This is a genomic window from Variovorax sp. 38R (assembly GCF_014843395.1).
GTDB lineage: Bacteria > Pseudomonadota > Gammaproteobacteria > Burkholderiales > Burkholderiaceae_C > Variovorax > Variovorax paradoxus_H.
The window spans coordinates 1,337,553-1,362,800 of record NZ_CP062121.1 but is presented as its reverse complement, the minus strand read 5'-3'; the positions used below and the strand labels follow the sequence as shown (position 1 = coordinate 1,362,800).

Sequence of the window (25,248 nt, the reverse complement as noted above, 5' to 3'; positions counted from 1 at the left end):
GGATCAGCGCCCTGCGGCCGCGGTGGTCAGCGCGGCCAGTGTGTCGTCGATGCGCACCGGCTCCGTGCTGCGCGCGAGCTGCTGCAGTTGCTGCAGCTGCGTGGCGGCGGCCTGCGTGCGGCGCGAGGCCGGATCGAAATAGCGGTTGAGCGACGCGGCCACCTGGCCCAACTCGCCGCGTGCGGCGTCCATCTGGCGCGACAGCAGCGACAGCCGTGCATTGAGCAGCTTGAGCTTGAGGTTCTCGCGCAGGAAGTACGACTGCTCGGGCGCCAGCAGCACCGCCTCGGGGCTCTCGATGCGGCCCACGCGCACCAGCGAGCGCGCCTCGCCACGGATGGTCAGCAGCACGCGCTGCCACCAGGGCGCATCGGCGGGAATGGGTTCGGGACGCCAGGCGTTGACGCCGTTACCGCGCACGGCCACTGCGTTGAGCGTGGGCAGGTCGTCCACGCTGCGCACCAGCTCGTCGAGCTTCTGCAGGGCCTCGGCGCTGTCGGTGCTGGCGCTGGTACGCAGGCGGTCGGCATCGCGCTGCATGGCGCGCTGCACGGGCGCGAGCCGCGGTTGCGCGGCGCGTGCGATGCGCAGGTCGCCGGCCTTCAGCGCAGCGAGCAGTGGCTCGAGACTGCCCGTAACCTGCGCCTGCTGCAGCGCGAGGCGCACGGCGGATTCGATGTCGATCACGAGGTTCTCGTCGCGCGAACGCGAGAGGCTTTGAATGAGTTCTTCCAGCTGCGAGCGCTGCAGCGTGACTTCGGCCACGCGGGTCTCGATGAGCGCCACGCGGGCGGCGGCGTCGCGCACCGTGTCGCTGGCCTGACGCGCCAGCGTGCGCGCTTCCATCGATTGGGCGGTGGCCTCGGCGCTCTGGCGCGCGAGCTGTTCCTTCATGCCGCTGACCTTCTGCCACAGCGCGATCGTCGACAGCAGCGCGATCAGCGCCACGAGGGCCACGAGGCCCACGCCGATGCGCGCCAGCAGCGTGGCTGCGGCCGCCTGGGCGGCGGGCGTCTGGTGCGGCGCCACCGTGGCGGGCACATGCGCCGTCGGGTGCGCCGTGGGGGCGGAAGGGGGAGAAAGGTCGTCGGACGGGGACGCGGCGCTCATGCGAAGGATTCTATCGACGCGATCAGCGCTTCCCGCAGGGGTGTGCAGACACGCAACGCCCCGAAACCCGCGGCCTGTGCGGCTTCGCCGATGCGTGCATGCGTGACGATGGCGCGCGCGGCCTGCCACGAGGTGCCCGGCAGTGCGCGCTGCAGGTTTCCGATGGCTTCCGAGCTGCTGAAGAGCCAGATGCCGTGCCCCGCTGCGGCGTCGGTCGCGATGCGGCGCTGTGCATCGTCGAGTGCAGGCGCCAGGCGCCGGTAGGCCACGACGGTGTCGCGCACGCCGCCGGCGGCATCGATCTCCTGTGCGAGCCACTGGCGACCGGCGGGCTGGCCCGCTTCGTCGCCGCCGCGCACGATGAGCACGCGCACGCCCGGCGACACCTGCCCGTGCGCCAGCGCCCACAGCGCCTCGGAGTCGAAGCGCGTGGCGCCGGGTGGCGGCGCGTCGATGGCGGCGGGCGGCACGCCGGCGCGCAGCAGCGCGCGCTCGGTGCCGGGGCCAGTGGCCCAGAAGCGGCAACCGGCGAGTGCCGAGGTGTCGCGGTGCTGGAAGAAATGATCGACGGCGGTGGCGCTCACGAACATCAGCGCCGCGTAGTCCGCGAGCCGTGCCCAGGCGGCGCGCAGCGGCTCGACATCGAGCGCAGGTGCGATGGCGATCAGCGGCAACGCCACGGCCTCGAGGCCGGCCGACTGGAAATCACGAACCCACGCCGCCGCTTCATGCGCGGGCCGCGTGACGATGACGGGCCCCGCGCTCATCGCTCAGCGCCCACGGCGATCAGTGGGCACCGGCGTCGCGCAGCAGGCTCGCGGCGTGTTGGCCAAGGGCATCGGCCGTCGCGAAGTCGCCGGCCTCGGCCTGCGCATGCACGCGCACCAGCGGCGCATCGCCTTCCGGGTCGCCCCAGGCGGCGTCGATGCGCAGCGTGCCGTCGGCCTGCCGACGCGCATGGGCCGCGAGCGGCATGGAGCAGCTGCCGCCCATCGCGCGGCTCACGGCGCGCTCGGCGGTGGTCGAGAGCCAGTCGCCGCGGTGCGCCAGCGGGGCCAGCAGGTCGATGAGGTCCTGGCGGTCGGCGCGCACCTCGATGCCGAGGGCGCCCTGCCCCGCGGCGGGCAGCATGGTGTCGGGGTCGAAGGCGACGCGGATGCGGTCTTCGAGGCCCAGCCGCTTGAGCCCGGCCGCCGCGAGCACGATGGCGTCGTAGTGGCCTTCGTCGAGCTTGCGCAGGCGGGTGTCGAGGTTGCCGCGCAGCGGTTCGATGCGCAGGTCGGGCCGCTGCGCGCGCAGCAGCACCACGCGGCGCAGGCTCGAGGTGCCGACCACCGCGCCCTGCGGCAGTGCGTCGAGCGAGGCGTAGCCCGGCGACACCAGCGCGTCGCGCGGGTCTTCGCGTTCCAGCACGCAGGCCAGCGTGAAGCCCTCGGGCAGCTCCATCGGCACATCCTTGAGCGAATGCACGGCGATGTCGGCGCGCCCGTCTTCGAGCGCGGCTTCGAGTTCCTTGACGAAGAGTCCCTTGCCGCCGACCTTGCTCAGCGTGCGGTCCAGGATCTGGTCACCGCGGGTCGTCATGCCCAGCAGGCTGACGGTGTGGCCGCGTTCTTGCAAAAGCGTTTGCACGTGTTCGGCCTGCCACAGGGCCAACCGGCTTTCGCGCGTGGCGATCACGATGTTGCTCAAGATCGCTCCCAAAAAGTACGTGGTTTCTGACCTCCGGAATGCTAGCATGTTGCGCCGCAGCAACGGAGGCGGCGCGTCCATTCAAGTCCCCAGGAACAACATCGAATGAAAGCCAGCAAGACTCCTGCCATCCCCGCCAAGCGCCGCCAGACCGAAGACCAGCCATTGATCGACGACATCCGGCTGTTAGGCCGGATCCTCGGCGACGTGATCCGGGAGCAGGAGGGTGACGAAACCTACGCGCTGGTCGAGAAGATCCGCACCCTGTCGGTGTCGTTTCGGCGCGACGCCGACCACGCCGCCGACCGCGCACTCAAAAACCTGCTCAAGGGCCTGAGCGCCGCCGAAACGGTGCGCGTGATCCGCGCCTTCACCTACTTCAGCCACCTGGCCAACCTGGCGGAAGACCGCCACCAGATCCGCCGCCGCACCGAGGCCGAACGCGAAGGCGTGCAGGCCGACGGCGACCTGCAGACCGCGCTGGTGCGCATCCGCAAGGCCGGCATCAAGCCCGACGACATCGTCGCCTCGCTGGCCCACAGCTACGTGTCGCCCGTGCTCACGGCGCACCCGACCGAAGTGCAGCGCAAGAGCATCCTCGATGCCGAGCGCGCCATCGCCCTGCTGCTCACCACGCGCGACGAGATCAAGCTGCGCCAGAACGCCTACGCAGGCGGCAAGGACGCGCTCTCGCCCATCGAGCTGGCCGAGAATGAAACCCAGATGCGCATCCGCGTCACGCAGATCTGGCAGACGCGCCTGCTGCGCTTCTCCAAGCTCACCGTGGCCGACGAGATCGAGAACGCGCTGAGCTACTACGAAGCCACGTTCCTGCGCGAGATCCCGCGCGTTTATGCGGATCTTGAAAAGGCGCTGGCCCAGAGCGGCGTCACGCCCTCGGTCGCGACCTTCCTGCGCATGGGCCAGTGGATCGGCGGCGACCGCGACGGCAACCCCAACGTCACGGCCGAGACGCTCGAGTACGCGTTGAGCCGCCAGTCGGAACTCGCGCTGCGCCACTACCTCACCGAGGTGCACTACCTGGGCGGAGAGCTGTCGCTGTCGGCCACGCTGGTCGACGTGTCGGTCGAGATGCAGGCACTGGCCGAGCGTTCGCCCGACACCAGCGAGCACCGCAAGGACGAGCCCTACCGCCGCGCGCTCACCGGCGTGTACGCGCGCCTGGCGGCCACGCTGCGCGAGCTCAGCGGCGGCGAGGCCGCGCGCCATGCGGTCGCACCGCAGAACCCGTACGCCAACGCCGAAGAATTCCTGGCCGAGCTGCGCACCATCGAGGAGTCGCTGGTCGAGAAGCACGGCACCGTGCTCGCGGCGCCGCGCCTGCGTCCGCTGATCCGCGCGGTGGAAGTGTTCGGCTTCCACCTGGCCACGGTCGACCTGCGCCAGAGTTCCGACAAGCACGAGGCCGTGATCGCCGAGCTGCTGGCCACCGCGCGCATCGAGCCCTCGTACGCCTCGCTGGCCGAAGAAGCCAAGCAGACGCTGCTGCTCAAGCTGCTCGACGACGCGCGTCCGCTGCGCGTGCCCGACGCCGACTATTCGCCGCTCGCCAAGAGCGAGCTGGCCATCTTCGCGGCCGCGCGCACCGCGCGTGCGCGCTACGGCGCCGCAGCCATTCGCCACTACATCATCAGCCACACCGAAACGGTGAGCGACCTGCTCGAAGCGCTGCTGCTGCAGAAGGAAGTGGGCCTGCTGCGCGGCGCGATGGACAGCAACGCGACCTGCGACCTGATCGTCGTGCCGCTGTTCGAGACCATCGAAGACCTGCGCAACGCCGCGCCCATCGTGCGCGCCTTCTACGCGCTGCCGAACATCCAGGCGCTCATCGAGCGCTCGGGCGGCGAGCAGGACGTGATGCTCGGCTACAGCGACAGCAACAAGGACGGCGGCATCTTCACCAGCAACTGGGAGCTGTACCGCGCGGGCATCGCGCTGGTGTCGCTGTTCGACGAGTTGAACAAGAAGAAAAAGAACCCGATCCGCCTGCGCATGTTCCACGGCCGCGGCGGCACGGTGGGACGCGGCGGCGGCCCGAGCTACCAGGCGATCCTGGCGCAACCGCCCGGCACGGTGCGCGGCCAGATCCGCCTCACCGAGCAGGGCGAAGTCATCGGCTCGAAGTACGCCAACCGCGAGATCGGCCGGCGCAACCTCGAGACGCTGGTGGCCGCCACGCTCGAAGCCACGCTGCTGCCGCAGGGCAAGCCGGCGCCTGCCACCTTCCTCTCGGCCGCGGGCGAGCTGTCGACCGCGAGCATGGCTGCGTACCGCAAGCTGGTGTACGAAACCCCGGGCTTCGGCGACTACTTCTTCGGCTCCACGCCGATCCGCGAGATTGCCGAACTCAACATCGGCTCGCGCCCCGCCTCGCGCAACCCGAGCCACAAGATCGACGACCTGCGCGCCGTGCCGTGGAGCTTCAGCTGGGGCCAGTGCCGCCTCACGCTGCCGGGTTGGTTCGGCTTCGGTTCGGGCGTGGAGCAGTTCCTGGCCGCCGCCGGCAACGGCGCGGGCAAGAAGGAGCGCGTGGCGCTGCTGCAGCGCATGTATGCGCAGTGGCCGTTCTTTCGCACGCTGCTGTCGAACATGGACATGGTGCTCGCCAAGAGCGACCTTGCGCTGGCCTCGCGCTATGCCGAGCTGGTCACCGACCGCAAGCTGCGCCAGAAGGTGTTCTCGATGATCGAGAGCGAATGGCAACGCACGTCGGACGCGCTCACGCTCATCACGGGCGCGAAGCAACGGCTCGAGGGCAACGCCGAAATGCAGCGCTCGGTGCGCCACCGCTTCCCCTACATCGACCCGCTGCACCACCTGCAGGTCGAGCTGATGCGGCGTTATCGCGCGGGCGACGGCGGCGAACGGCTGCAACGCGGCATCCACATCTCGATCAACGGGGTGGCTGCAGGGTTGCGCAACACGGGCTGATCTGCACGCAGCCTCGATGAACGAAGGGCGCCTTGTGCGCCCTTTCTTACGAGGGCTGTCGGCAATGAGGTACCCGTAAGGTCATTTAAAAGGGTACGGTCGGGACACGTTCCCAGTTCTCGCAATCGCGCGGCAGCTCGAAGTCGTTTCACAGGAGCCCGTTGCAATGTCCGTCCCGCAGTCCCTTTCCCATTCGCAGATCGATTTCGTCGGCAGCGATTTCGAAGCCCTGGCTTCACACATGCACCACTGTGCACGTGCCCACGGGCGATGGTTCTCGGTGCGAAGCCACATGCAACGTGTGCGCGCGCTCGCTGCGGGCCGTATCGTCACGATGGCCTGCGTGGCCGCGGTGCTGGGCATCGGCCTGTTCGCCGTCACTTGAGCGCCGCTGCCGTCGTCGACCGCCTCCAAGGGCTCAGTTACTACGCCAGGTCTCTCCTGCTCGGTCCGCACGACCCGGTAGCCCTCGCTATTCGCGCCGAACTCTTCGGTGCCCAACGTTTTGAACAGCACGGCCACAGCCTGGCCCGCGCCCAGGTGGTGGAAGACGAACACCACCGCGCGCGCGAAGGCGCGCCCTTCTTTCCGCGGGTCGACGAAAACCTCGAATCGCTGCGCGCGGCCTTCGACTACATCGCGCTGATCTCGCGCAGCGGGCGCTACGTGTCGCCGGCGGCCGAGTGGCTGCTCGACAACTTCCACCTCGTCGAGGCGCAGCTCCAACAGATCCATGACGGCGTGCCGCGCAGTTATTACGCGCGGCTGCCCAAGCTCGTCACGCCGCCGCTGGCAGGGCTGCCGCGCGTGTACGGCATTGCGTGGGCCTATGTGGCGCACACCGACAGCGTGCTCAACAAGACGCTGTTCACCGCCTTCCTCAACGCTTATCAAGACATCGACGAGCTCATGCTCGGCGAACTGTGGGCGCTGCCCACCACCTTGCGCGTGGTGCTGCTCGAAAACCTGCGCCGCGTGGCCGAGCGCATTGCCGAGAACAAAGTCGCGCGCGAGATCGCGCATGCGGCCTGGGACGCAGCGCCGCATCTGTCGGTGCAAGACCTCGACGTGCTCTACCGCGCGCTGCAAAGCCATGGCCTGCAGGACAACTACCTCACGCAGCTGTGGCAGCGCCTGCCCGTCGAGCACGGCGACGACATGCCCGCGCTGGTGCGCTGGACCGAGCAGCACTGCCCCAACGGCCCGGCGCTGATCGACGACGCGCAGAACGCACAGGCCGCGGCCAACCTCACGGTCGGCAACATCATCACGACCTTGCGCATGATCGGCCAGGTCGAGTGGAGCGACCTCATCGAACCGGTGAGCCGCTCGCTGCGCGTGCTGCGCGAACTGCCGAGCTATGCGAACGAGAGCGAACTCACGCGCCAGCAGATCACACATGCGATGGAACAGGTGGCGCGCAACACCGAACGGACCGAGCGCGAAGTGGCGCAGGCCGTGGTCACGCTGGCCTCCAGCGCGCCGGCCGACGAAGCCGGCGCCGAAACCGACCGCGCCGACGGCACCGCCGGCTATTACCTCTTCGGCCAGGGCCGGCCCGCGCTGATCGCTTCGCTGCAGGCGAACGCACCGGCGGGCCGTTCCTCACGCGCAGCAAACACGCGGCCCGCGCGCAGCCATCGCGGCTGGCGCTTGCCCGTCTACGTGGGTTCCGTCGCCGTCGGCACCGCGCTGCTGCTGGCGGCCGTGGTGCACGGCCTGCCGCATCGCGGCGACTGGACCATCGTCGCGGCGTTGCTGCTGCTCGCATGGCCGCTGTCCGAAGCGCTGATTGCGCTGGCGCAGCGCATCATGGCGGAGTCTGTGCGCGTGCAGGCCCTGCCACGTCTCGATTTTGCGAACGGCATTCCCGAGCGGCACCGCGCGCTCGTCGTCATGCCCACGATGCTGGGTTCGACCGCGAACAACGCCAAGCTCGCGCACCGGCTCGAACTGCACTGGCTCGCCAACCGCGAGGCGCACGTGCAGTTCGCGCTGCTGACCGACTGGGCCGATGCCTCGCAAGCGTCGATGCCCGACGACGCACCCTTGCTCGACGACGCCCAGCAACGCATCGCCGCGCTCAACGCCAAGTACCCCCCGGCGGAAGGCACCTCACCGCGCTTCCTGCTGCTGCACCGCCCGCGCAGCTGGAGCGAAACCGAGCAGCGCTGGATGGGTTGGGAACGCAAGCGCGGCAAGCTCGAAATGCTCATGCGCCTGCTGGCCAGCGGCGACGCCAACGGTTTTCTTCCGCTCGCACCGGGCCAGCAGCTCGCGCCCGGCCGCACGCCCTACGTGCTCACACTCGACAGCGACACCGGCCTGCCGCCCGGCGCGCTGCGCGACCTCGTGTCCATTGCCGCGCATCCGCTGAACGCGCCCGAGATCGACATGCAAAGCCGGCGCGTGGTCGCGGGCTTCGGCATCCTGCAGCCGCGCATCGTCACGCCGTTTCCGATGCACAGCGAGCGCTCGTTCTTCCACTGGGTGTTCGCCGGCCAGTGCGGGCTCGACCCGTACGGCAGCGGTGCGTCCGACATCTACCAGGACGTGTTCGGCAGCGGCTCTTTCACCGGCAAGGGTTTGCTCAACGTGCGCGCGGTGCACGCCACGCTGAACGACCGCCTGCCCGACAGCGCCGTGCTGAGCCACGACCTGCTCGAAGGCAGCGTCGCGCGCTGCGCGATGGTCAGCGACGTCGTGCTGGTCGAAGACCATCCGCACCACGCCGGCGTGGCCGCCTCGCGCGTGCACCGCTGGGTGCGCGGCGACTGGCAACTGCTGCCGTTGATGTGGCGCGCGCGCCGTTTCGGCATCGACGCGCTGGGCCTCTGGAAAATGTGCGACAACCTGCGCCGCTCGCTGGTCGCGCCGGCATCTTTCGCACTGCTGGTGCTGGTGATCTTCACGCAGGCCATGCCGCTGGGCTGGGCACTGGCCGCCGTCGGCGCGGCGCTCACGCTGGGCCCGCTGCTCGGCGCGCTGGCCGGCCTGGTGCCGACGCGGCGCGCGATCGAGCTGCGCCACTTCTTCGACGTGGGCGCGGTCGAGCTGCTGCGCGCCATGGCCGGTGCGGCCTGGCAGTTCGTGCAGCTGGCGGCGCAGACACGGCTGCTGCTCGACGCGGCCTTCCTCGCCACCTGGCGGCTGCTCGTGAGCCGCAGGCACCTGCTGCAATGGACGACGGCCGACCAGGCGCAGGCGCAATCGAGCCAGCGCCTGAAGCCCTTCGTGCGCAGCGCGGCCCTCAGCAGCGCGGTGTGCCTCGTGCTGGCCGTCCTCGCGAACTGGAGCGCCTACCCGGTGCTCGGCCCGCTGCTCTTCGTGCTCTGGGCGCTGGCGCCCATCGCTTCCTGGTGGGGCAGTCGCGTCGACGCACACGCCGAAGACCCTCTCGCGCCCGCGCAGCGCAGCTACCTCGACACGCTGGCGCACGACACCTGGCGCTTCTTCGAGCATGTGGTGGGCCCGGACGACAACCACCTGCCGCCCGACAACCTGCAGCTCGAACCGCAGCCGACCCTCGCGCACCGCACCTCGCCGACCAACATCGGCATGTACCTGCTGGCCGCCTGCTGCGCGCGTGAATTCCGCTGGATCGACACGGCCGGCCTGCTGGCGCGCCTCACGGCCACGCTCGACACCGTCGACCGCATGCAGAAGCACAACGGCCACCTGTTCAACTGGTACGACACGCAGACGCTCAAGCCGCTGCCGCCCGACTATGTGTCCAGCGTCGACAGTGGCAACTTCGCGGGGCACCTAGTGACCGTGGCGCAGGCCTGCCGCGCCTTCGCGGCGGACGCAAGCTGCCAGCCCCACGAAGCACCCGCGCTGGAAGCCCTGGCCCAACGCTGCGACGCGCTGCACGACGGCATGGACTTCAGCGGCCTCTACGACGCCAAGCGCCACCTGTTCCACATCGGCCTGCGTGTCGAAGAGAACGTGCTCGACGCCAGTTACTACGACCTGCTGGCCTCCGAGTCGCGCCTGCTGAGCTTCCTGGCGATTGCCAAGGGCGACGTGCCGCGCCGCCACTGGATGGCGCTGGGCCGGCCGTTCCTGCTGGTGGGCTTCCAGCCCAGCCTGAAGTCGTGGTCGGGCTCGATGTTCGAGTACCTCATGCCGGCGCTCGTGATGACCGAGCCCACCGACGGCCTGCTGCAGGTGGCCAACGCCGCGGCCATTGCCGAGCAGCAGGCCTTCGGCCGTGCGCAGAACATGCCGTGGGGCGTGTCCGAGTCGGCCTACTTCGCGCAAGACCATTCGCTGGCCTACCAGTACTCGCCCTTCGGCGTGCCGCGCCTGGCGCTGCGGCGCACGCCGCCGACCGACCGCGTGGTGGCGCCCTACGCCACGCTGATGGCCGCGCCCTTCGCGCCCGCAGCAGCGGTGCGCAACCTGCAGCGGCTCGAAGCGCTCGGCGCGCGCGGCGAGTTCGGCTTTCTCGATGCGGTCGACTTCACCACCTCGCGCCAGGCCCAGGGCCAGGACTTCACCGTGGTGCGCAACTTCATGGCGCACCACCAGGGCATGTCGCTGGTCGCGCTGTGCAACCTGCTGTGCGCCGACGCGCCGCGCCGCTGGTTCGGCAGTGCCGCCCTGGTGCAGGCGCACGAGGCGCTGCTGCACGAGCGCACGCCGCGCCAAATCATCGGCAGCGCCGACCCGCGCACGCCGCCCGAGCCCAGCCAGGCCGAACTGGCGCCGCTGTTCCAGCCACGCGTGGTCGATCCGATGGGGCCAGGCTTCCAGCCCACGCACCTGCTGTCGAACGGCCGCTACACGGTGGCGCTGCGCGCCAACGGCGCGGGCGTGAGCCGCTGGCGCGCGTTCAACGTGACGCGCTGGCGTGACGATCCGCTGCGCGACAGCTACGGCACCTTCTTCTATGTGCGTGACGAAGGCCACAGCGAACTCACCTCGCTCACCGCCCTGCCCGCGCCCGGCGCCGACTGGCTCTACCGCACGCGCTTCCTGGCCGACCAGGTGCAGTTCGACGCGGCCGGCCCCGGCCTGCAGGTGCGCACCACGGTGCTCATCAGCCCCGAGGACGACACCGAGCTGCGCAACATCACGCTGCACAACTCGGGCGACGAAACGCGCACGCTCGAACTCGTCTCGTACTTCGAGCCCGTGCTGTCGAACCCCAAGGCCGACGAGGCGCATCCGGCCTTTGCCAACCTGTTCGTCGAATCGCGCTGGGAGCCCACGTGGCGCGCGCTGCTGCTGTCGCGCAAGCCGCGCCTGCATGGCGACGCGGTGGTGGCGGCCGTTCACTTCCTGGCCTCGGTCGATGCCAACGTGCTGTCGATCGACTGCATGACCGACCGACGCGCCTTCATCGGCCGCAACCGCACGCTGGCCGACCCCGCGCTCGATGCGCAACCGCTCACCGCCCAGGGCAAGCAGGTGAACGGCCTGGACCCCATCGCCTGCCTGCGCGTGCGCCTGTCGATCGCGCCGGGCACCACCGCGCGCCTGAGCTTTGCCACCGCCGCCGACGAGAGCATCGAGGCACTGATGCCCAGCATCGACCGCTACCTGCAGCCGATGCACGTGGAGCGCGCCACGCGCATGGCCGCCACGCTGGCGCAGGTGCGGCTGCGCGACCTGAGCATTGCGCCCGCGCAGAACCTCGCGCTGCAAGACCTGACGACCATCCTCACCTACACCACGCCGCGCGTGATGAGCGACCGTGGGCTGATCGACCTGCGCCAGATCTGGCGCTTCGGCATCTCGGGCGACAAACCCATCGTGCTCGTGTACATCCACTCGATGAACGGCATGGGCCTCATCAACACGCTGCTGCGCGCGCAACCGTGGTGGGGTTTCGGCGGCGTGGCTTGCGACCTCGTGGTGCTCAACAGCGAACCGAATTCGTACCTGATGCCGCTGCAGCGCGAGATCGAAACGCTGCGCTCGCGCGTCGCGCAGCAGACGCAGAACAGCTTTCCGCGCAACGACACGGCCGGCTTCTACCTGTTGCGCGACCAGGATGTGGTGCCGTCGGAAAAGGCCGCGCTCTCCAGCCTGGCCCGCGTGGTGTTCACGGCCGACGGCCGCGCGCTCGAAGTGCAGGTGGCGGCGTTGCATGAGGCACGCAGCCCGACGATTGCGGACGACAGCAGCGCGCCGGTGCAGCACCGCACGCCGCTGTTGACGCGGCAGACGGCCTCGTCGACGTCCACGCCCGCCACCGGCGACTTCGATGCCGAGAGCGGCGAGTTCCGCTTCGAGGTCGGCCCCGACCGTCGCACGCCGCGGCCCTGGATCAACGTGATCGCCAACGCGGCCTTCGGCTTCCAGGTGTCCGAGTGGGGCACCGGCTACACCTGGGCCGGCAACAGCCGCATGCACCAGGTCACGCCGTGGTCGAACGACCCCGTGCAAGACCCGGCCTTCGAGCACTACCTGCTGCAGGACGTGACGACGCGCGAGATGCTGCCGCTCACGCCTGCCGGCGGTGGCGACGGCGCCACCCGCCATCTCGTACGGCACGGGCAGGGCTACTCGGTTTTCGAGGTCCGCCAAGGCGACCTCGTGCTCGAAACCACCTTCTTCGCGGACCGCGACGAAGCCGTCAAGCTGGTGCATGTGCGCGTGCGCAACGAAGGTGCCGGCCAGCGTCGCCTGCGCGCGCTCGCGATGGTCGAGTGGCAACTGGGCGCCGCGCGCGGCGAACGGCGCACCGTGCATTGCTGGAAGCCCGAAGACCAGCCGGCCGTGTTCGGCCAGCAGCGCGAATCGAGCACGGGCTTCGGCGGCAGCGCCGCCTTCCTGCTGCTTGCCGGCCTGCAGGGCGCGACGACCGGGGCCACGCAATGGACCTGCGACCGCAGCGAATTCTTCGCCGGCCGCGGCATCGTCGAAGTGCCCGACACGCTGGCGCGCCGCGCCGGCAGCGGGCTCGATGCCTGCGCGGCGATTGGCGGTGAGTTCGTCGTCGCATCTGGCGAAACCGCGAGCTTCACTTTCGTGCTCGGCCACGCCGGCACAGCCGACGCGGCGCTCGAGCTCGCACGCCGCTGGCGGCAGCGCGACGTGCCCGAGGCGCTGGCGCAGGTGCGCGGCTTCTGGGACGACCTGCTGGGTCGGCTGCAGGTGCGCACGCCCGACCCGCTGTTCGATGCGCTGGTCAACCGCTGGCTCGTGTACCAGACGCTGGCGTGCCGGCTCTGGTCGAAGGCCGGCTTCTACCAGGCCGGCGGCGCCTTCGGCTTTCGCGACCAGCTGCAGGACGCGATGGCCTTCGCGCTCACCGACCCGCCGCGCCTGCGCGAGCAGATCCTCGTGAACGCGGCGCGCCAGTTCCCCGAAGGCGACGTGCAGCACTGGTGGCACATGCCCGGCGGCGCCGGCGTGCGCACGCATTTCTCCGACGACCTGTTGTGGCTGCCCTACGCGTCGGCGCACTACGTCGAGGTGACGGGCGACGCCTCGCTGCTCGACGAGATGGTCGGCTTCATCGAAGGCCCCGGCATTCCCGAGGGCGCCGAAGACGCCTACTACGCGCCGCAGCACAGCGGCCGCATGGCCACCGTGTTCGACCACGGCGCGCGCGCCATCGACCGCAGCCTGACCACCGGCGTGCACGGCCTGCCGCTGATGGGCACCGGCGACTGGAACGACGGCATGAACCGTGTCGGCCACGAAGGCCGCGGCGAATCGGTGTGGCTCGCGTGGTTCCTGTGCAGCGTGGTCGAGCGCTTTGCGCCCATCGCAGAGGCACGCGGCGAACACGAACGCGCCGCGCGCTGGACCGAGGCACGCACCGGCTGGATCGCCGCACTGCACGACGCCGGCTGGGACGGCGCCTGGTTCCGCCGCGCCTTCTTCGACAACGGCGCGCCGCTGGGCTCGTCGACCAACGACGAGTGCCGCATCGACCTGATCGCGCAGGCCTGGTCGGTGCTGTCGGGCGCCTCGGACGCGGCCCACACCGGCCCGGCCATGGCCGCCATCCGGTCGCAGCTGCACGACGAACCGGCCGGCCTGCTGCGGCTGCTGGTGCCGCCGTTTGCCCAGTCGACCCACAACCCGGGCTACATCCAGGCCTACCCGCGCGGCGTGCGCGAGAACGGCGGCCAGTACTCGCACGGCGCCGTGTGGGCGCTCATGGCGCAGGCGCTGCAGGGCGACCATGAAGCGGCGTGGCAGAGCTTCGAGGGCCTGAGCCCGGCCCACCGTTCGCAGCACCCCGAGCGCGGCCCGGTCTACGAACTGGAGCCCTACGTGATGGCGGGCGACGTCTACGGCGCCGCGCCGTATGTGGGCCGCGGCGGCTGGAGCTGGTACACCGGCTCGGCCGCGTGGCTGCACCGCGCGGCGGTCGAGACCTTGCTGGGCCTGAGCGTGAAGGGCCGGCAGCTGTCGATGACGCCGCACGTGCCCACGCACTGGCCCGGCTTCGAGCTGGCGCTGCGGCTCGGCACGCACCGGCTGACGCTGCAATGGGGCAGCGTCGAAGGCGCCGCCGCGCCCACGCACCATGTGACGGTGGGCGATTGGATCGACTGGCAGGCGCTGCCGGCGGATGCGGTGCTGCGGGTCGCTGAAGCGGCAGGTGAAAGGGCGGGTGACGGGCAGATGACGGCGTAGGTTATGGTCCGGACCCGCTTTCACCCCGCGCATTCATGACCAAAATCCAGTTCCGCCGACGACTCATCGTCATGATCCTGCTGTGCGTGGCCGTGGGCGGCGCCATCGTGCGGCACTACGCGACGCCCGGCTCCACCACGCGCGACATCGGCACGCTGCTGATGGTGCTGTGGGTCCCGATCATCGGCAACGTGATCGCGTGGCTCATCGGCAAGCTGCCGCGCCGCGCGGCCAAGCAGCCCCCCCCCGAGGGCTTCGACACGCTGCCCGAATTCACGCCGCACCTGCAGGCCGAGCTGACCTTCCGCCGGCCGTCGGTGCCGGCACAAGACGTGCCGCTGGGCCCCGGTGAGTACCGCGGCGCGCTGGTGCTCGGCACCGAAGGCTTCTCGGCGCGCTGGCGCGTGCCGCAGGGCACATCGCTCGCGCGCGGCACACCGGTCGCGCTCGACATCGAGTTCCTCTCGCCGGCCGTCGCGCAACCGAAGTTCGTGCAGGGCACGGCCTTCCGCGTGCTGGTCGACGAATCGTTCGTGGCCGATGGACAGGCGCTGCAGTTGCGCCACGCCCACACTTAATCTCGGCCACTCAAAAAGACGGTGATGGCGAAAGGCGCCATTGCCGCATCCCCGGGCGGCTTCAGGCGGCAAAAGGGTCGATTGTTCGCCGCAGGGAAACTGTCTACTGCTCCACCGCCCCTTGGTCGCAAGGCGGCCCGCTCGCACACTCCAATGCCCCCACACCGGCATTGGCGCCTTCATCGCCGATGCGTTCAAGGACAGCATCTCCATGATGAATTCTTCCGGCAGCAACCCCTGCATCGACGACCTGGCAGCGCCCGCGCGCGAGGCCGCCACGTCTGACGCCGCCCCCACCCGCTCCGCCTGGCTCGCGGTCGGCTCCATCGCCGTCGGCACCTTCGCGATGGTGTCGACCGAGTTCATGCCCATCGGCCTGCTCACCGACATCGCGCGCGGCCTGAACGTGTCGGACGGCACGGCCGGTCTCATGATCACGATGCCCGGCGTGCTCGCCGCCTTTGCCGGGCCGGCGCTGATCGTCGCTTCGGGCCGGCTCGACCGGCGCACGGTGCTGATCGCGCTCACGCTCTTGCTGATCGCCTCGAACCTGCTGGCCGCGTTCGCGCCCAACTTCACGACGATGGTGGTCGCGCGCCTGATGCTCGGCCTGGCCGTCGGCGGCTTCTGGACCTTCGCGCCCGCCGCCGCCACGCAGCTGGTGCCCGACGCCTCGAAGCCGCGCGCCATGTCGCTGGTGCTGGCCGGCGTGTCGGCCGCCACGGTGCTCGGCGTGCCCGCGGGCTCGTGGCTGGGCACGATGTTCGGCTGGCGCGCCTCGTTCGCCGTGACCGGCGCGCTGGCCGCGGCCGTGCTGCTGGTGCAGCTGTGGCTGCTGCCCGCGATTCCGCCGCAACGCGCCATCGGTGCGCGCGACCTGCTCACGCCGCTCACGCGCCGCATGGCGCAGGTCGGCCTGCTCGCGGTGCTGTTCTTCATTGCCGGCCACTTCGCGGCCTACACCTACCTGAAGCCGCTGCTGCAGCAGGTGTTCGGCCTGCAGGCCAACGAGGTCTCGACGCTGCTGCTGGTCTACGGCGCCGTCGGCTTCATCGGCACCTTCCTCGGTGGCAGCCTGGTGGCGCGCAGCGTGCGCGGCACCACCTTGCTGGCGGCGCTGATGCTCGCGACGGCGCTGCTGCTGTCGACGCTCATCGGCACCGGCATGGTGGCCGGCGCGGTCGTGGTGGTGATCTGGGGCGTGGCCTTCGGCCTGATCCCGGTGGCGCTCACCGGCTGGATGATGGAAGCCGTGCCCGACGCACAGGAAGCCGGCCAGGCCCTGCTGGTGACGGGCTTCCAGGTGGCGATCGCCTCGGGCGCGCTGATCGGCGGCCTCATGGTCGACAGCCGCGGCATCTCGCCCACGATGGTGCTCAGCGGCGTGCTGGTGCTGATCGCCGCGCTCATCGTCGGCACGCTGGGCCGCGCACGCGGCGGCGCGGCGCCGCTGGCGGCCATTCCGGAATAAGCGCTCCTAACCGCTCCTAGCGGCGGCCGGGCTTCTTGCCGGCCGCCACGATCGCCTCGAGCACCGTGCGCAGCGCCTTGTTGAGCGGCTTGTCGCGGCGCACCACCACCGCCAGCGTGCGGTGCATGCGCGGGGCCAGGCGGCTGACCTTCAGCGCCGGGTGGGCACCGCGCCCCGCCATCGACATGCCGGGCACCAGGCCATAGCCCAGCCCTGCGGCCACCATCTCCTTCATCGCCTCGACGCTGCCCAGCTCCATCACGGGCTGCGGCTGCAGGCCCTCGGCGGCAAACCATCGATCGACCAGCTTGCGCGTGTTGGCCGCGGGCTCGAACAGCACCAGCGGCAGCGTCGCCAGGTCGGCCGGCGTCACGCGGGCCTTGAGCGGCGCGAGGTCGGCGCGGCCGATGGCGACGAACGCGTCGTCGCACACCGGCATCACGCTTAGCGAACGCCCGGCCGCGGGCAGCGTGACCAGCGCGAGGTCGATGCTGTTGTCTTCCACCTTGCGCACGTGCTCGTCGGTGTTGCCCGTGCTCACCACCACGCTGAGCGCGGGGAACGCCTCGCGCAACTGGCGCAGCACAGCCGGCAGAAAGTACAGGCAGGCCGTGGCACCCGTGCCCAGCCGCACGCGGCCCGTGACGCCGCGCGCGTGGTCGGCCAGCGCGTCGATCGCATTCTCGACCGCCGCCTCGATCTGCGGCACATGGCGCAGCAGCTCCGCACCGGCCGGCGTGGCCCGCGCGCGCTTGCCGACGCGCTCGATCAACCGCACCGCGAGCCGGCGTTCGAGCTGGCGCACCTGCAGGCTCACGGCCGGCTGCGACAGGCCGAGCCGGTCGGCCGCGGCGGAGAAGCTGCCGGTTTCGATCACCAGGCCGAAGGTGGCGAGCTGGTCGAGGTTGAGGTTTTTTTCCAAAGTATTTCTTATGCGTTGCATAGGTGGACCCAGCTTCACTTATAGCTCTCGCCTCGTCAAGATCGAGTCATGTCCTCCCCCACCCTTGCTTTCACCGCGCTCGACATCGCCGATGCCGAGCCCCACCACATGGCCCGCGTGCAGGCCATCTACAGCCACTACGTGCAGCACGACCTGTGCTCGTTCGAAGAAGAAGTGCCCACCCTCGCGCAGATGCAGACGCGCCGCACCGACGTGCTGTCACGCGGCCTGCCGTATCTCGTGGCCCTGAAAGGCGGCGAGGTGGCCGGCTACGCCTACGCCAGCCCCTACCGCGCGCGCTCGGCCTACCGGCACACGGTGGAAGACTCGATCTACGTCGCGCCCGACATGCACGGCCACGGCATCGGCACGGCGCTGCTGCAGGCGGTGATCGACCGCTGCACCGAGGCCGGCTTCACGCAGATGGTCGCGTGCATCGGCCACAGCGGCAACGCGGGCTCGCAGCGGCTGCATGCGCGCCTGGGCTTCGAGACGGTCGGCGTGCTGCGCAACGTCGGCTTCAAGTTCGGCCAGTGGGTCGACACCGTGCTGATGCAGCGTGCACTGCACTGACCACACCCCAGCGTCGCCGCAGCGCGGATGGCTCGCGCTGCTGTGCGCGAGCCGCCTGCTGCAGGGAATGATCGTCACCGCCTACTCGGGCGTGCTGCCGTTCATGCGGGACGACTGGCAGATGACGGCCGCGCAGGCCGGCTCCATCCAGAGCGCCTGGCATGTGGGCTACATGAGCTCGCTGTTCGCCGTGGGCCTGCTGGCCGACCGCTTCGGCCCGCACCGCATCTTCGCGGTCGGTGGCGTGATCGGCGCGGCCGCCTCGCTGGCCTTCGCCCTCTTCGCGCACGACCACCGCTCGGCCCTGCTGCTGTACGGCCTGGCGGGCCTGTGCGCGGGCGCCTCGTACACGCCGGGGCTGCAGCTGCTGTCGCTCAACGCCGGGCCGGCGGTGCGGGGGCGCGCGATGGGGCTGTTCCTCGGTGCCGCGTCGATGGGCTATGCGCTGTCGCTCGCGGTGGTGGCGGGCTTCAGCGTGGTCGCGCACTGGCGCACCGGGCTGCTGGTGGCGGCGGGCTGCACGGTGATGGGCGTGCTGCTGGCCGTGCTCGCGCTGCGGCGCATGGCACCGCCCGTGCCACCGGTCGCCGGTGCGCCGCGCGAAGGCGTGCTGCAGGCGCTGAACGCAACCGTGCGCGACCGGCCCGCGATGGCCGGCAACTGGGCCTACGCCTTCCACTGCTGGGAGCTGATGGCGCTGTGGGCGTGGCTGCCCGCCTACCTCATGGCCTCGTCGCGCGGCGGCGCGACCACGTGGCCAGCCGCGGGCATCGCGCTGGCGGCGTTCGCACATCTCGTGAGCGTGTTCGGCAGCGTGGTGGGCGGCGCCGCGTCCGACCGGCTGGGCCGCGCGCGCGTGATGATGATCGCCACCGTCGCCAGCCTGAGCCTGTCGTTCACCTTCGGCTGGATGTGGACCTGGCCGCTGTGGGCGCTGGCCGCGATGGCGGCGCTGTACAACCTGCTCGCCATCGCCGATTCGTCGGTCTACTCGACCGCCCTGGCCGACGTGGTGGCGCCGCACCGGCTCGGCGTGGCGTTCTCGGTGCGCTCGGTGATGGGCTTCGGCGCGGGCGCGCTCAGCCCCTGGGTGTTCGGGCTCGCGCTCGACTGGGGACAAGCGCAGTTCGGCTTCGGCAGCACGTATGCGTGGGTCGCGGCGTGGAGTTCGGTCGGGCTCGGGGCGCTGCTCGGGCCGTGGATGATCATCCGTTTTGCGCGGCTCAGCGCGGCAGTGCCACCCCGCCTCGATAGCCCAGCATCGCGTCGTACAGATCGGTTCGCCGGTCGCGGTGCAGGTCGTTGAGCGGTGTCCAGATCGGCGCCGAACGCGCGGCGCCCAGGTCGACGTCGGCGTAGAGGATGGTTTCTTCCTCGGGCCCGGCGATGCGCCCCATCGGCCAGCCGTTGGTGCCCGCGATCAGCGAGTTGCCCATGAAGCCCGTGCCGCGCTCCTGGCCCACGCGGTCGGCGGTGGCGATGAAGACGTTGTTGGTGTGCGCGGCCGCCATCGTCAGGTAGGCCGGCATGCAGACGCCGCTGGCGTCGTACAGCGGCGGCGGCGTCCAGACCCAGCCCGTGGGCACGCAGATGATGTCGGCACCCTGCTGCGCCACGATGCGCGGCGCCTCGGGAAACCAGATGTCCCAGCACACGAGCAGGCCGATGCGGCCGATCTTCGTCTCGAACACCCGGTAGCCCTCGTTGCCGGGCGTGAACCAGAGCTTCTCGTTGTTCCACAGGTGCGTCTTGCGGTAGCGGCCGATGTAGCCCTCGGGGCCGACGAGCACGGCCGTGTCGAACAGCTGCATGCCGTCCTGCTCGGCGAGGCAGCCGACAAGGTAGACGCCGTGCTTTGCCGTGAACGCGACCCAGCCCTGCACCGTGGGGCCATGCGGCACGGGCTCGGCATGGGCGAAGGCCTCGGCGCGGCCATTGAAGCAGTAGCCGGTGGTCGCCAGCTCGGGCAGCACGATGAGCTGCGCGGCGCCGGCCACGGCAGCCTCGAGCTGTTGGTGCACGGCGGCGGCATTGCGCGCGAGGTTCTCGACGCCGACCTGCGGATCGAACTGCACGACGGCCACGCGCACGGGGCTGGCGCGCAGGCCGGGCACGGCGTCGCCGCCGGAAGGAATGTTTGCTGGGTCGGTCATGGTCATTTCAGGTTTCAAATTAAAACCAGATGGATGCTAGCCGTATCAGTTTTAATTTGCAACCAATCCGGCGCTACGGTCTAATCCCGCCATCCCCGAGGACGCACAGGACAAGCACACGATGGCCAGGAGAAAAAGTCTGAGGTTCGACGCCTGTCCGATGGCGCGCGCCCTCGAGATCGTCGGCGACCAGTGGTCGCTGCTGATCGTGCGCGACGCCTTCGACGGCATGCGGCGCTTCGGCGAGTTCCAGCAGAGCCTGGGCGTGGCGAAGAACATCCTGGCCGACCGGCTGAAATGGCTGGTGCAGGAAGGCGTGTTCGACCTCGTGCCGGCGTCGGACGGCTCGCTCTACCAGGAGTACGCGCTGACGGCCAAGGGCCGCGGCCTGTTCCCCGTGGTGGTCGGCCTGCGGCACTGGGGCGAGGCGAACCTGTTCGCGCCCGGCGAGCCGCATTCGGTGCTGCTGGAGCGCGGCAGCGGAAAGCCCGTGACGCCGATCGAATTGCGCACGCGCGACGGCCAGCCGCTCGACGCGGCCGACACCGTGGTGCAGAAGCTGCCCGTGCCCGCCGCCTGAGCGGGCCTGCTATTCGCCCAGCAGCTCGCCGATCGGCTGCAGGTCTTCCACCCGGTCGCAGATCGACTTGATGACCATGGTGATCGGGATGCCCAGCAGCAGGCCCCAGATGCCCCACAGCCAGCCCCAGAAGATCACGCCCACGAACACCGCCACCGGGTTCATGCGGCTGGTGCGGCTGGTGAGCCAGGGCATCAGCAGGTTGCCCACCACCGTGTGGATGGCCAGCGAGACGCCGCCCACCAGCAGCGCCATCTCGATGCTGCCGAACTGCAGGAAGGCCATGAGCCCCGCCGCCACCAGCACGATCACCGAGCCGATGTAGGGAATGAGGTTGGTCACGGCCGCGATGATTCCCCACACGGCCGCGTTCTCCACGCCGATGAGCCAGAACGCGAGGCCGGTGGTGAGCCCCACCAGCGCGCTCACCAGTATCTGCACCAGCAGGTAGCGCTCGATGTTGCGCGTGATGTCGTCCAGCACGTGCACCGTGACCTTCTTCTTCTGCAGACTGGGCCCGGTGATCTTGATGAGCTTGCGCCGGAAGGTGTCGCCCGAACACAGCGCGAAGTAGGTGAGAAAAGCCACCAGCGTCAGCTGCCCCATCGCGTTGAGCAGGCCGACGGTGCCGCTCACCAGGTAGTCGCGCACGTTGAAACCTGGCCGTTCGATGACGACGCGCGCCACGCCCTTGCGCGAGGCGACGCGCGCGGAGTTTTCTTCGGCCGCTTTCTCGAGCTGGGCGGCGGCCTGCTGCACGCTGTCCAGCGGCGTGGCGCTGGCGTTCTTGTTGCGGCGCATGGCCTGGCCCAGCTTCTGCGCGGCGACCGGCAACGAGTCGAGCAGCTGCGAGGCGCTGCCCGAGAGCGAATAGCCGGTCCACCCGAGCCCGCCGAACAGGCCCAGCAGGATCGCCGCCGCGCCGATCCAGCGCGGCACGTACCAGTCGTGCAGGCGCTCGACCAGCGGTGACAGCGCGTAGTTCAGCAGCAGGCTCAGCATCAGCGGCACGAACACGGCCTGCCCCCAGCGCAACGCGAAGACGCTGGCGAGCACGGCCAGCACCACGAGCGAGGCGCTGCGCACGTCGACCGGCATGTGCAGCACGAGGCGTTTGCGCAGGGCGGAGGTGGCCTCTTCCTTCGGCTCGACCGGCGCAGCGGGCGCTACGGGTTCGACCGGCGCAGCCGGCGGCACCGGCACCGGTGCGGGCGCAGGCGGCGGTTCTTCAGCGGCCACGGGCCGCTCGGGCGCGGGCTTCGGGCCGGCCGGGGTTTCGTCGGTCATCGCGACTCCTTCAGCATCTCGCGCACCGCGGCCAGCTGGCGGCGCGACACCGCCACGGGCTCGGGCACCGAATCGAGCCGCAGCGCCCAGCCTTCGGCGTCTTCGCCGTCGTCGTAGCGTTCGAGCGCGCGGATCGCCGAGCGCGCCACCAGCGCGTTGCGGTGCACGCGCAAAAAGCGGTTCGGGTAGCGCTCTTCAAAATCGTTGAGCGAGCCGTCGAGGATGTGGCTGCGCGTGGCGGTGCGCACCGTGAGGTACTTGTATTCGGACTTGAGATACAGCACCTCGGACAGCGGCACGCGCTCGGCGCGGCCCCGGTCCTGGATGAGTACGGATTCGGGCGTGGCCTCGGCGGCCGGCTGCGACGCACGGCGCTCCTTCAGGAAGCGCTCGGCCTTCTGCAGCGCCTGCTGCAGCCGCTCGGCGCGCACGGGCTTGGTGAGGTAGTCGACCGCTTCCAGCTCGAAGGCCGTGACCGCGTGGCTGGCATGCGCCGTCACGAACACCACGGCCGGCGCGTCGGGCCGGCTGCGCAGCGCGCGCGCCACCTCGATGCCGTCGACGCCGGGCATGTGCACGTCGAGCAGCACCAGGTCGAGGTCCATCGCGGCCAGGTGCGCCAGCGCCTCCTCGCCCTGCGCGGCCTCGGCCGTCACCTCGGCGGCGGGCGAAGTGCAGTCGCGCAGCAGCGTGCGCAGGCGCGACCGGGCCAGGGCTTCGTCGTCAACGATCAGGGTCTTGAGGCTCATGGGGATTCGGCGGAGTCTGCGGGAATCGCGATGCGTACGCGGTAGTTCTTCTGGTCCATGCCGGCGCTGAACTGCATCTGCATGTCGTGCAGCAGGCGCAGCCGCTCGCGCACGTTGTCCAGGGCGATGCCATGGCCGCGCGGCAGCGGCTCGTCGGCCCAGCGCAGCGGCGGCAGGCTGTTGACCACCTCGATCACGACCATGCCGCCGCGCCGCTCGGTGCGGATGCGCAGCTTGCCGCCGTCGGGGCTGGGCTCCACGCCGTGCTTGATGGCGTTCTCGACCAGCGGCTGCAGCAGCAGCGGCGGCAGCCGCGCGTCGCTGGCGGCGGCATCGAGGTCCCAGCGGATGCGCAGGCGGTCGCCGAAGCGCACCTGCTCGATGGCGAGGTAGCGCTCGGCCAGCGCGATCTCGTCGGCCAGCGTGCCCGATTCGCCGGGCACGGTGAGCGCCTGGCGGAACAGCTCGGCCAGGTCTTCGAGCATGGTCTCGGCCTTGGCGGGCTCTTCGCGCACCAGCGCGATGGCGCTGTTGAGCGTGTTGAACAGAAAGTGCGGGCGGATGCGCGACTGCAGCTCTTCGAGCCGGGCCGTGGTGGCGGCCGGCGTCTGGCCGCGCGCGCGCAGCACCATCGCCGCCATCACCAGCCCCGCGAACAGCGCACCGGCCAATGCACTGGCCAGCCAGGGGGCGCTGGCGATCACGCCGGTCAGGCGCAGCAGGCCGCAGCCGTAGAGCGAGGCCACGGCGCCCAGCACGGCGCCCGCGGCGTACTGCCCGGGGGGCGGCAGGCGCCGCAATTGCTTCTTGAGCCCGCAGGCTGCCACCAGCCACAGCAGCGTGGCGGGCAGTGCGCCGCCGGTGACCGTGGCCGCCTGCACCAGCCATTCGCCGAAGGAGCCGACCACGAACAGCGTGGCCACCGCCACCACCGCTTCGACGAACACCACGGTGCGCAGCACCACGCCGATCTGGCAGGCGTCGAACAGCGCCGGGCCGCCGCGCACAGGCGCGCGTACGCGTTCCGGCGACGAAGCGGACGTGGAGGGGGAGCTGGCCGATAAAATCGCCGGGTTGCGCATCGCAGACATCAGATCCATCGGGTGACCAACCCATTATTGCCTTCCTGGACGGCTCCCATGACCCAAAACCAACTCGACAAGAAATCCGAAGCCTGGTCGGCCCTGTTCTCCGAACCGATGAGCGACCTGGTGAAGCGCTACACCTCCAGCGTCTTCTTCGACAAGCGCCTCTGGCAAGCCGACATCGAGGGCTCGCTGGCGCACGCCGGCATGCTCGCGGCCCAGGGCATCATCAGCGTGACGGACCACGCCGCCATCGAGCGCGGCATGACGCAGATCCGCGGCGAGATCGAGGCCGGCAGCTTCGAATGGAAGCTCGACCTCGAAGACGTGCACCTGAACATCGAGGCCCGCCTGACCCAGCTGGTCGGCGACGCCGGCAAGCGCCTGCACACCGGCCGCAGCCGCAACGACCAGGTCGCCACCGACGTGCGCCTGTGGCTGCGCGGCGAAATCGACCTCATCGGCGACCTGCTGGTCGACCTGCAGAAAGCGCTGGTCGACATCGCCGAGAAGAACGTCGAGGTGATCCTGCCCGGCTTCACCCACCTGCAGGTGGCCCAGCCCGTGAGCTTCGGCCACCACATGCTGGCCTACGTGGAAATGTTCAGCCGCGATGCCGAGCGCATGGGCGAGGTGCGCCGCCGCGTCAACCGCCTGCCGCTGGGCGCCGCCGCCTTGGCCGGCACCAGCTACCCGCTCGACCGCGAACTCGTGGCCCGCACCCTGAAGATGGACAGCGTCTGCCAGAACAGCCTGGACGCCGTGAGCGACCGCGACTTCGCGATCGAGTTCACCGCCGCCGCCAGCCTGTGCATGGTGCACGTGAGCCGCCTGAGCGAAGAACTCATCATCTGGATGAGCCAGAACTTCAGCTTCATCAACATCGCCGACCGCTTCACCACGGGCTCGTCGATCATGCCGCAGAAGAAAAATCCCGACGTGCCCGAGCTGGCGCGCGGCAAGACGGGCCGCGTGGTCGGCCACCTGATGGCGCTCATCACGCTCATGAAGGGCCAGCCGCTGGCCTACAACAAGGACAACCAGGAAGACAAGGAGCCGCTGTTCGACACCGTCGACACGCTCAAGGACACCCTGCGCATCTTTGCCGAGATGATCGGCGGCATCACCGTGAAGCCCGAGGCCATGGAAGCCGCCGCGCTGCGCGGCTACGCCACCGCCACCGACCTGGCCGACTACCTTGTGAAGAAGGGCCTGCCCTTCCGCGACGCGCACGAAACCGTGGCCCATGCCGTGAAGGCCGCCACCTCGCACCAGGTCGATCTGTCGGAGCTGCCGCTGTCGGTGCTGCAGCAGTTCAACCCGAACATCGAAAAAGACGTGTACGACGTGCTGAGCCTGCGCGGCTCGCTCAACGCACGCAACGTGCTCGGCGGCACCGCGCCCGTGCAGGTCAAAGCGCAAGTCGCCCGCCACCGCGCCCGTCTGGGCTGAAGCCCGCGGCCACACCACC

General features: G+C 70.1%; 17 protein-coding genes. 9 read left to right on the top strand and 8 right to left on the bottom strand.

What is annotated here, in order from left to right; translation table 11 throughout:
* Positions 1-3: 3 nt before the first annotated feature.
* Genes IG196_RS06040 through hemC form a run of 3 tightly spaced genes read right to left on the bottom strand, consistent with a single transcriptional unit; the run spans position 4 to position 2,850 of the window.
* The gene (locus tag IG196_RS06040; protein ID WP_192195419.1) at positions 4-1,110 is read right to left on the bottom strand and encodes a uroporphyrinogen-III C-methyltransferase; all 1,107 of its coding nucleotides are present in this window, start codon (positions 1,108-1,110) and stop codon (positions 4-6) included.
* Entirely contained in the window at positions 1,107-1,877 is a 771-nt protein-coding gene (locus IG196_RS06035) for a uroporphyrinogen-III synthase (RefSeq protein ID WP_192195418.1), read from the bottom strand. Before IG196_RS06035 ends, IG196_RS06040 begins: the two co-directional genes overlap by 4 nt.
* A gap of 19 nt (positions 1,878-1,896) precedes the next feature.
* A complete protein-coding gene (gene hemC, locus IG196_RS06030; protein ID WP_192195417.1) occupies positions 1,897-2,850 on the bottom strand; it encodes a hydroxymethylbilane synthase in 954 nt (317 codons plus the stop codon).
* A 57-nt stretch (positions 2,851-2,907) separates the two neighbouring features.
* On the opposite strand from hemC, the gene ppc reads away from it, so the two are divergent.
* The 5 genes from ppc (at position 2,908) to IG196_RS06005 (ending at position 16,407) form a co-directional block, all read left to right on the top strand.
* Positions 2,908-5,754 (top strand): phosphoenolpyruvate carboxylase, encoded by a 2,847-nt coding sequence (gene ppc / locus IG196_RS06025; protein WP_192195416.1) that lies wholly within the window; start codon positions 2,908-2,910, stop codon positions 5,752-5,754.
* 166 nt (positions 5,755-5,920) lie between these two features.
* Entirely contained in the window at positions 5,921-6,139 is a 219-nt protein-coding gene (locus IG196_RS06020; protein ID WP_153282450.1) for a hypothetical protein, read from the top strand.
* A complete protein-coding gene (locus tag IG196_RS06015) occupies positions 6,136-14,358 on the top strand; it encodes a GH36-type glycosyl hydrolase domain-containing protein (protein ID WP_192195415.1) in 8,223 nt (2,740 codons plus the stop codon). The genes IG196_RS06020 and IG196_RS06015 overlap by 4 nt, the downstream gene beginning before the upstream one ends.
* A gap of 35 nt (positions 14,359-14,393) precedes the next feature.
* A complete protein-coding gene (locus tag IG196_RS06010; RefSeq protein ID WP_192195414.1) occupies positions 14,394-14,936 on the top strand; it encodes a hypothetical protein in 543 nt (180 codons plus the stop codon).
* Positions 14,937-15,147: 211 nt separating this feature from the next.
* Complete coding sequence (locus tag IG196_RS06005) at positions 15,148-16,407, top strand: MFS transporter (RefSeq protein WP_192195413.1); 1,260 nt, start codon at positions 15,148-15,150, stop codon at positions 16,405-16,407.
* A gap of 16 nt (positions 16,408-16,423) precedes the next feature.
* Here IG196_RS06005 and IG196_RS06000 read toward each other — a convergent pair whose 3' ends face one another.
* A complete protein-coding gene (locus tag IG196_RS06000) occupies positions 16,424-17,350 on the bottom strand; it encodes a LysR family transcriptional regulator (protein WP_192195412.1) in 927 nt (308 codons plus the stop codon).
* 48 nt (positions 17,351-17,398) lie between these two features.
* Between IG196_RS06000 and IG196_RS05995 the strand changes: the two genes are divergently transcribed.
* Both IG196_RS05995 and IG196_RS05990 read left to right on the top strand, forming a co-directional pair.
* Positions 17,399-17,923, top strand: a complete 525-nt coding sequence (locus tag IG196_RS05995) for a GNAT family N-acetyltransferase (RefSeq protein ID WP_192195411.1) — start codon at positions 17,399-17,401, stop codon at positions 17,921-17,923.
* Complete coding sequence (locus tag IG196_RS05990) at positions 17,910-19,229, top strand: MFS transporter (RefSeq protein WP_192195410.1); 1,320 nt, start codon at positions 17,910-17,912, stop codon at positions 19,227-19,229. The genes IG196_RS05995 and IG196_RS05990 overlap by 14 nt, the downstream gene beginning before the upstream one ends.
* Here the strand turns inward: IG196_RS05990 and IG196_RS05985 are convergent.
* The gene (locus IG196_RS05985; RefSeq protein ID WP_192195409.1) at positions 19,147-20,076 is read right to left on the bottom strand and encodes a nitrilase family protein; all 930 of its coding nucleotides are present in this window, start codon (positions 20,074-20,076) and stop codon (positions 19,147-19,149) included. The two genes, IG196_RS05990 and IG196_RS05985, sit on opposite strands and share 83 nt — an antisense overlap.
* A gap of 121 nt (positions 20,077-20,197) precedes the next feature.
* Between IG196_RS05985 and IG196_RS05980 the strand changes: the two genes are divergently transcribed.
* Positions 20,198-20,656 carry a winged helix-turn-helix transcriptional regulator gene (locus IG196_RS05980; protein ID WP_192195408.1) on the top strand — a complete coding sequence of 153 codons (459 nt, stop codon included), beginning with the start codon at positions 20,198-20,200 and terminating at the stop codon, positions 20,654-20,656.
* Between the two features lie 9 nt (positions 20,657-20,665).
* Here the strand turns inward: IG196_RS05980 and IG196_RS05975 are convergent, their stop codons facing one another.
* Genes IG196_RS05975 through IG196_RS05965 form a run of 3 tightly spaced genes read right to left on the bottom strand, consistent with a single transcriptional unit; the run spans position 20,666 to position 23,774 of the window.
* On the bottom strand, positions 20,666-21,943 hold the full coding sequence (locus IG196_RS05975; protein ID WP_192195407.1) for an AI-2E family transporter: 1,278 nt from the start codon (positions 21,941-21,943) through the stop codon (positions 20,666-20,668).
* Entirely contained in the window at positions 21,940-22,692 is a 753-nt protein-coding gene (locus tag IG196_RS05970; protein WP_192195406.1) for a LytR/AlgR family response regulator transcription factor, read from the bottom strand. The genes IG196_RS05975 and IG196_RS05970 overlap by 4 nt, the downstream gene beginning before the upstream one ends.
* On the bottom strand, positions 22,689-23,774 hold the full coding sequence (locus IG196_RS05965; RefSeq protein ID WP_101493340.1) for a sensor histidine kinase: 1,086 nt from the start codon (positions 23,772-23,774) through the stop codon (positions 22,689-22,691). Before IG196_RS05965 ends, IG196_RS05970 begins: the two co-directional genes overlap by 4 nt.
* 57 nt (positions 23,775-23,831) lie before the next feature.
* Between IG196_RS05965 and argH the strand changes: the two genes are divergently transcribed.
* Positions 23,832-25,229 (top strand): argininosuccinate lyase, encoded by a 1,398-nt coding sequence (gene argH / locus IG196_RS05960; protein WP_153282438.1) that lies wholly within the window; start codon positions 23,832-23,834, stop codon positions 25,227-25,229.
* The last annotated feature ends 19 nt before the right edge of the window (positions 25,230-25,248 follow it).

Coding starts and splice junctions, on each gene's coding strand:
- ppc (WP_192195416.1), top strand. CDS start 2,908: ATGAAAGCCAGCAAGACTCCTGCCATCCCCGCCAAGCGCCGCCAGACC.
- IG196_RS05970 (WP_192195406.1), bottom strand. CDS start 22,692: ATGAGCCTCAAGACCCTGATCGTTGACGACGAAGCCCTGGCCCGGTCG.
- IG196_RS05975 (WP_192195407.1), bottom strand. CDS start 21,943: ATGACCGACGAAACCCCGGCCGGCCCGAAGCCCGCGCCCGAGCGGCCC.
- IG196_RS06010 (WP_192195414.1), top strand. CDS start 14,394: ATGACCAAAATCCAGTTCCGCCGACGACTCATCGTCATGATCCTGCTG.
- IG196_RS05995 (WP_192195411.1), top strand. CDS start 17,399: ATGTCCTCCCCCACCCTTGCTTTCACCGCGCTCGACATCGCCGATGCC.
- IG196_RS05985 (WP_192195409.1), bottom strand. CDS start 20,076: ATGACCGACCCAGCAAACATTCCTTCCGGCGGCGACGCCGTGCCCGGC.
- IG196_RS06020 (WP_153282450.1), top strand. CDS start 5,921: ATGTCCGTCCCGCAGTCCCTTTCCCATTCGCAGATCGATTTCGTCGGC.
- hemC (WP_192195417.1), bottom strand. CDS start 2,850: ATGCTAGCATTCCGGAGGTCAGAAACCACGTACTTTTTGGGAGCGATC.
- IG196_RS06035 (WP_192195418.1), bottom strand. CDS start 1,877: ATGAGCGCGGGGCCCGTCATCGTCACGCGGCCCGCGCATGAAGCGGCG.
- IG196_RS06000 (WP_192195412.1), bottom strand. CDS start 17,350: ATGCAACGCATAAGAAATACTTTGGAAAAAAACCTCAACCTCGACCAG.
- IG196_RS06040 (WP_192195419.1), bottom strand. CDS start 1,110: ATGAGCGCCGCGTCCCCGTCCGACGACCTTTCTCCCCCTTCCGCCCCC.
- IG196_RS05980 (WP_192195408.1), top strand. CDS start 20,198: ATGGCCAGGAGAAAAAGTCTGAGGTTCGACGCCTGTCCGATGGCGCGC.
- IG196_RS05965 (WP_101493340.1), bottom strand. CDS start 23,774: ATGCGCAACCCGGCGATTTTATCGGCCAGCTCCCCCTCCACGTCCGCT.
- IG196_RS06005 (WP_192195413.1), top strand. CDS start 15,148: ATGATGAATTCTTCCGGCAGCAACCCCTGCATCGACGACCTGGCAGCG.
- argH (WP_153282438.1), top strand. CDS start 23,832: ATGACCCAAAACCAACTCGACAAGAAATCCGAAGCCTGGTCGGCCCTG.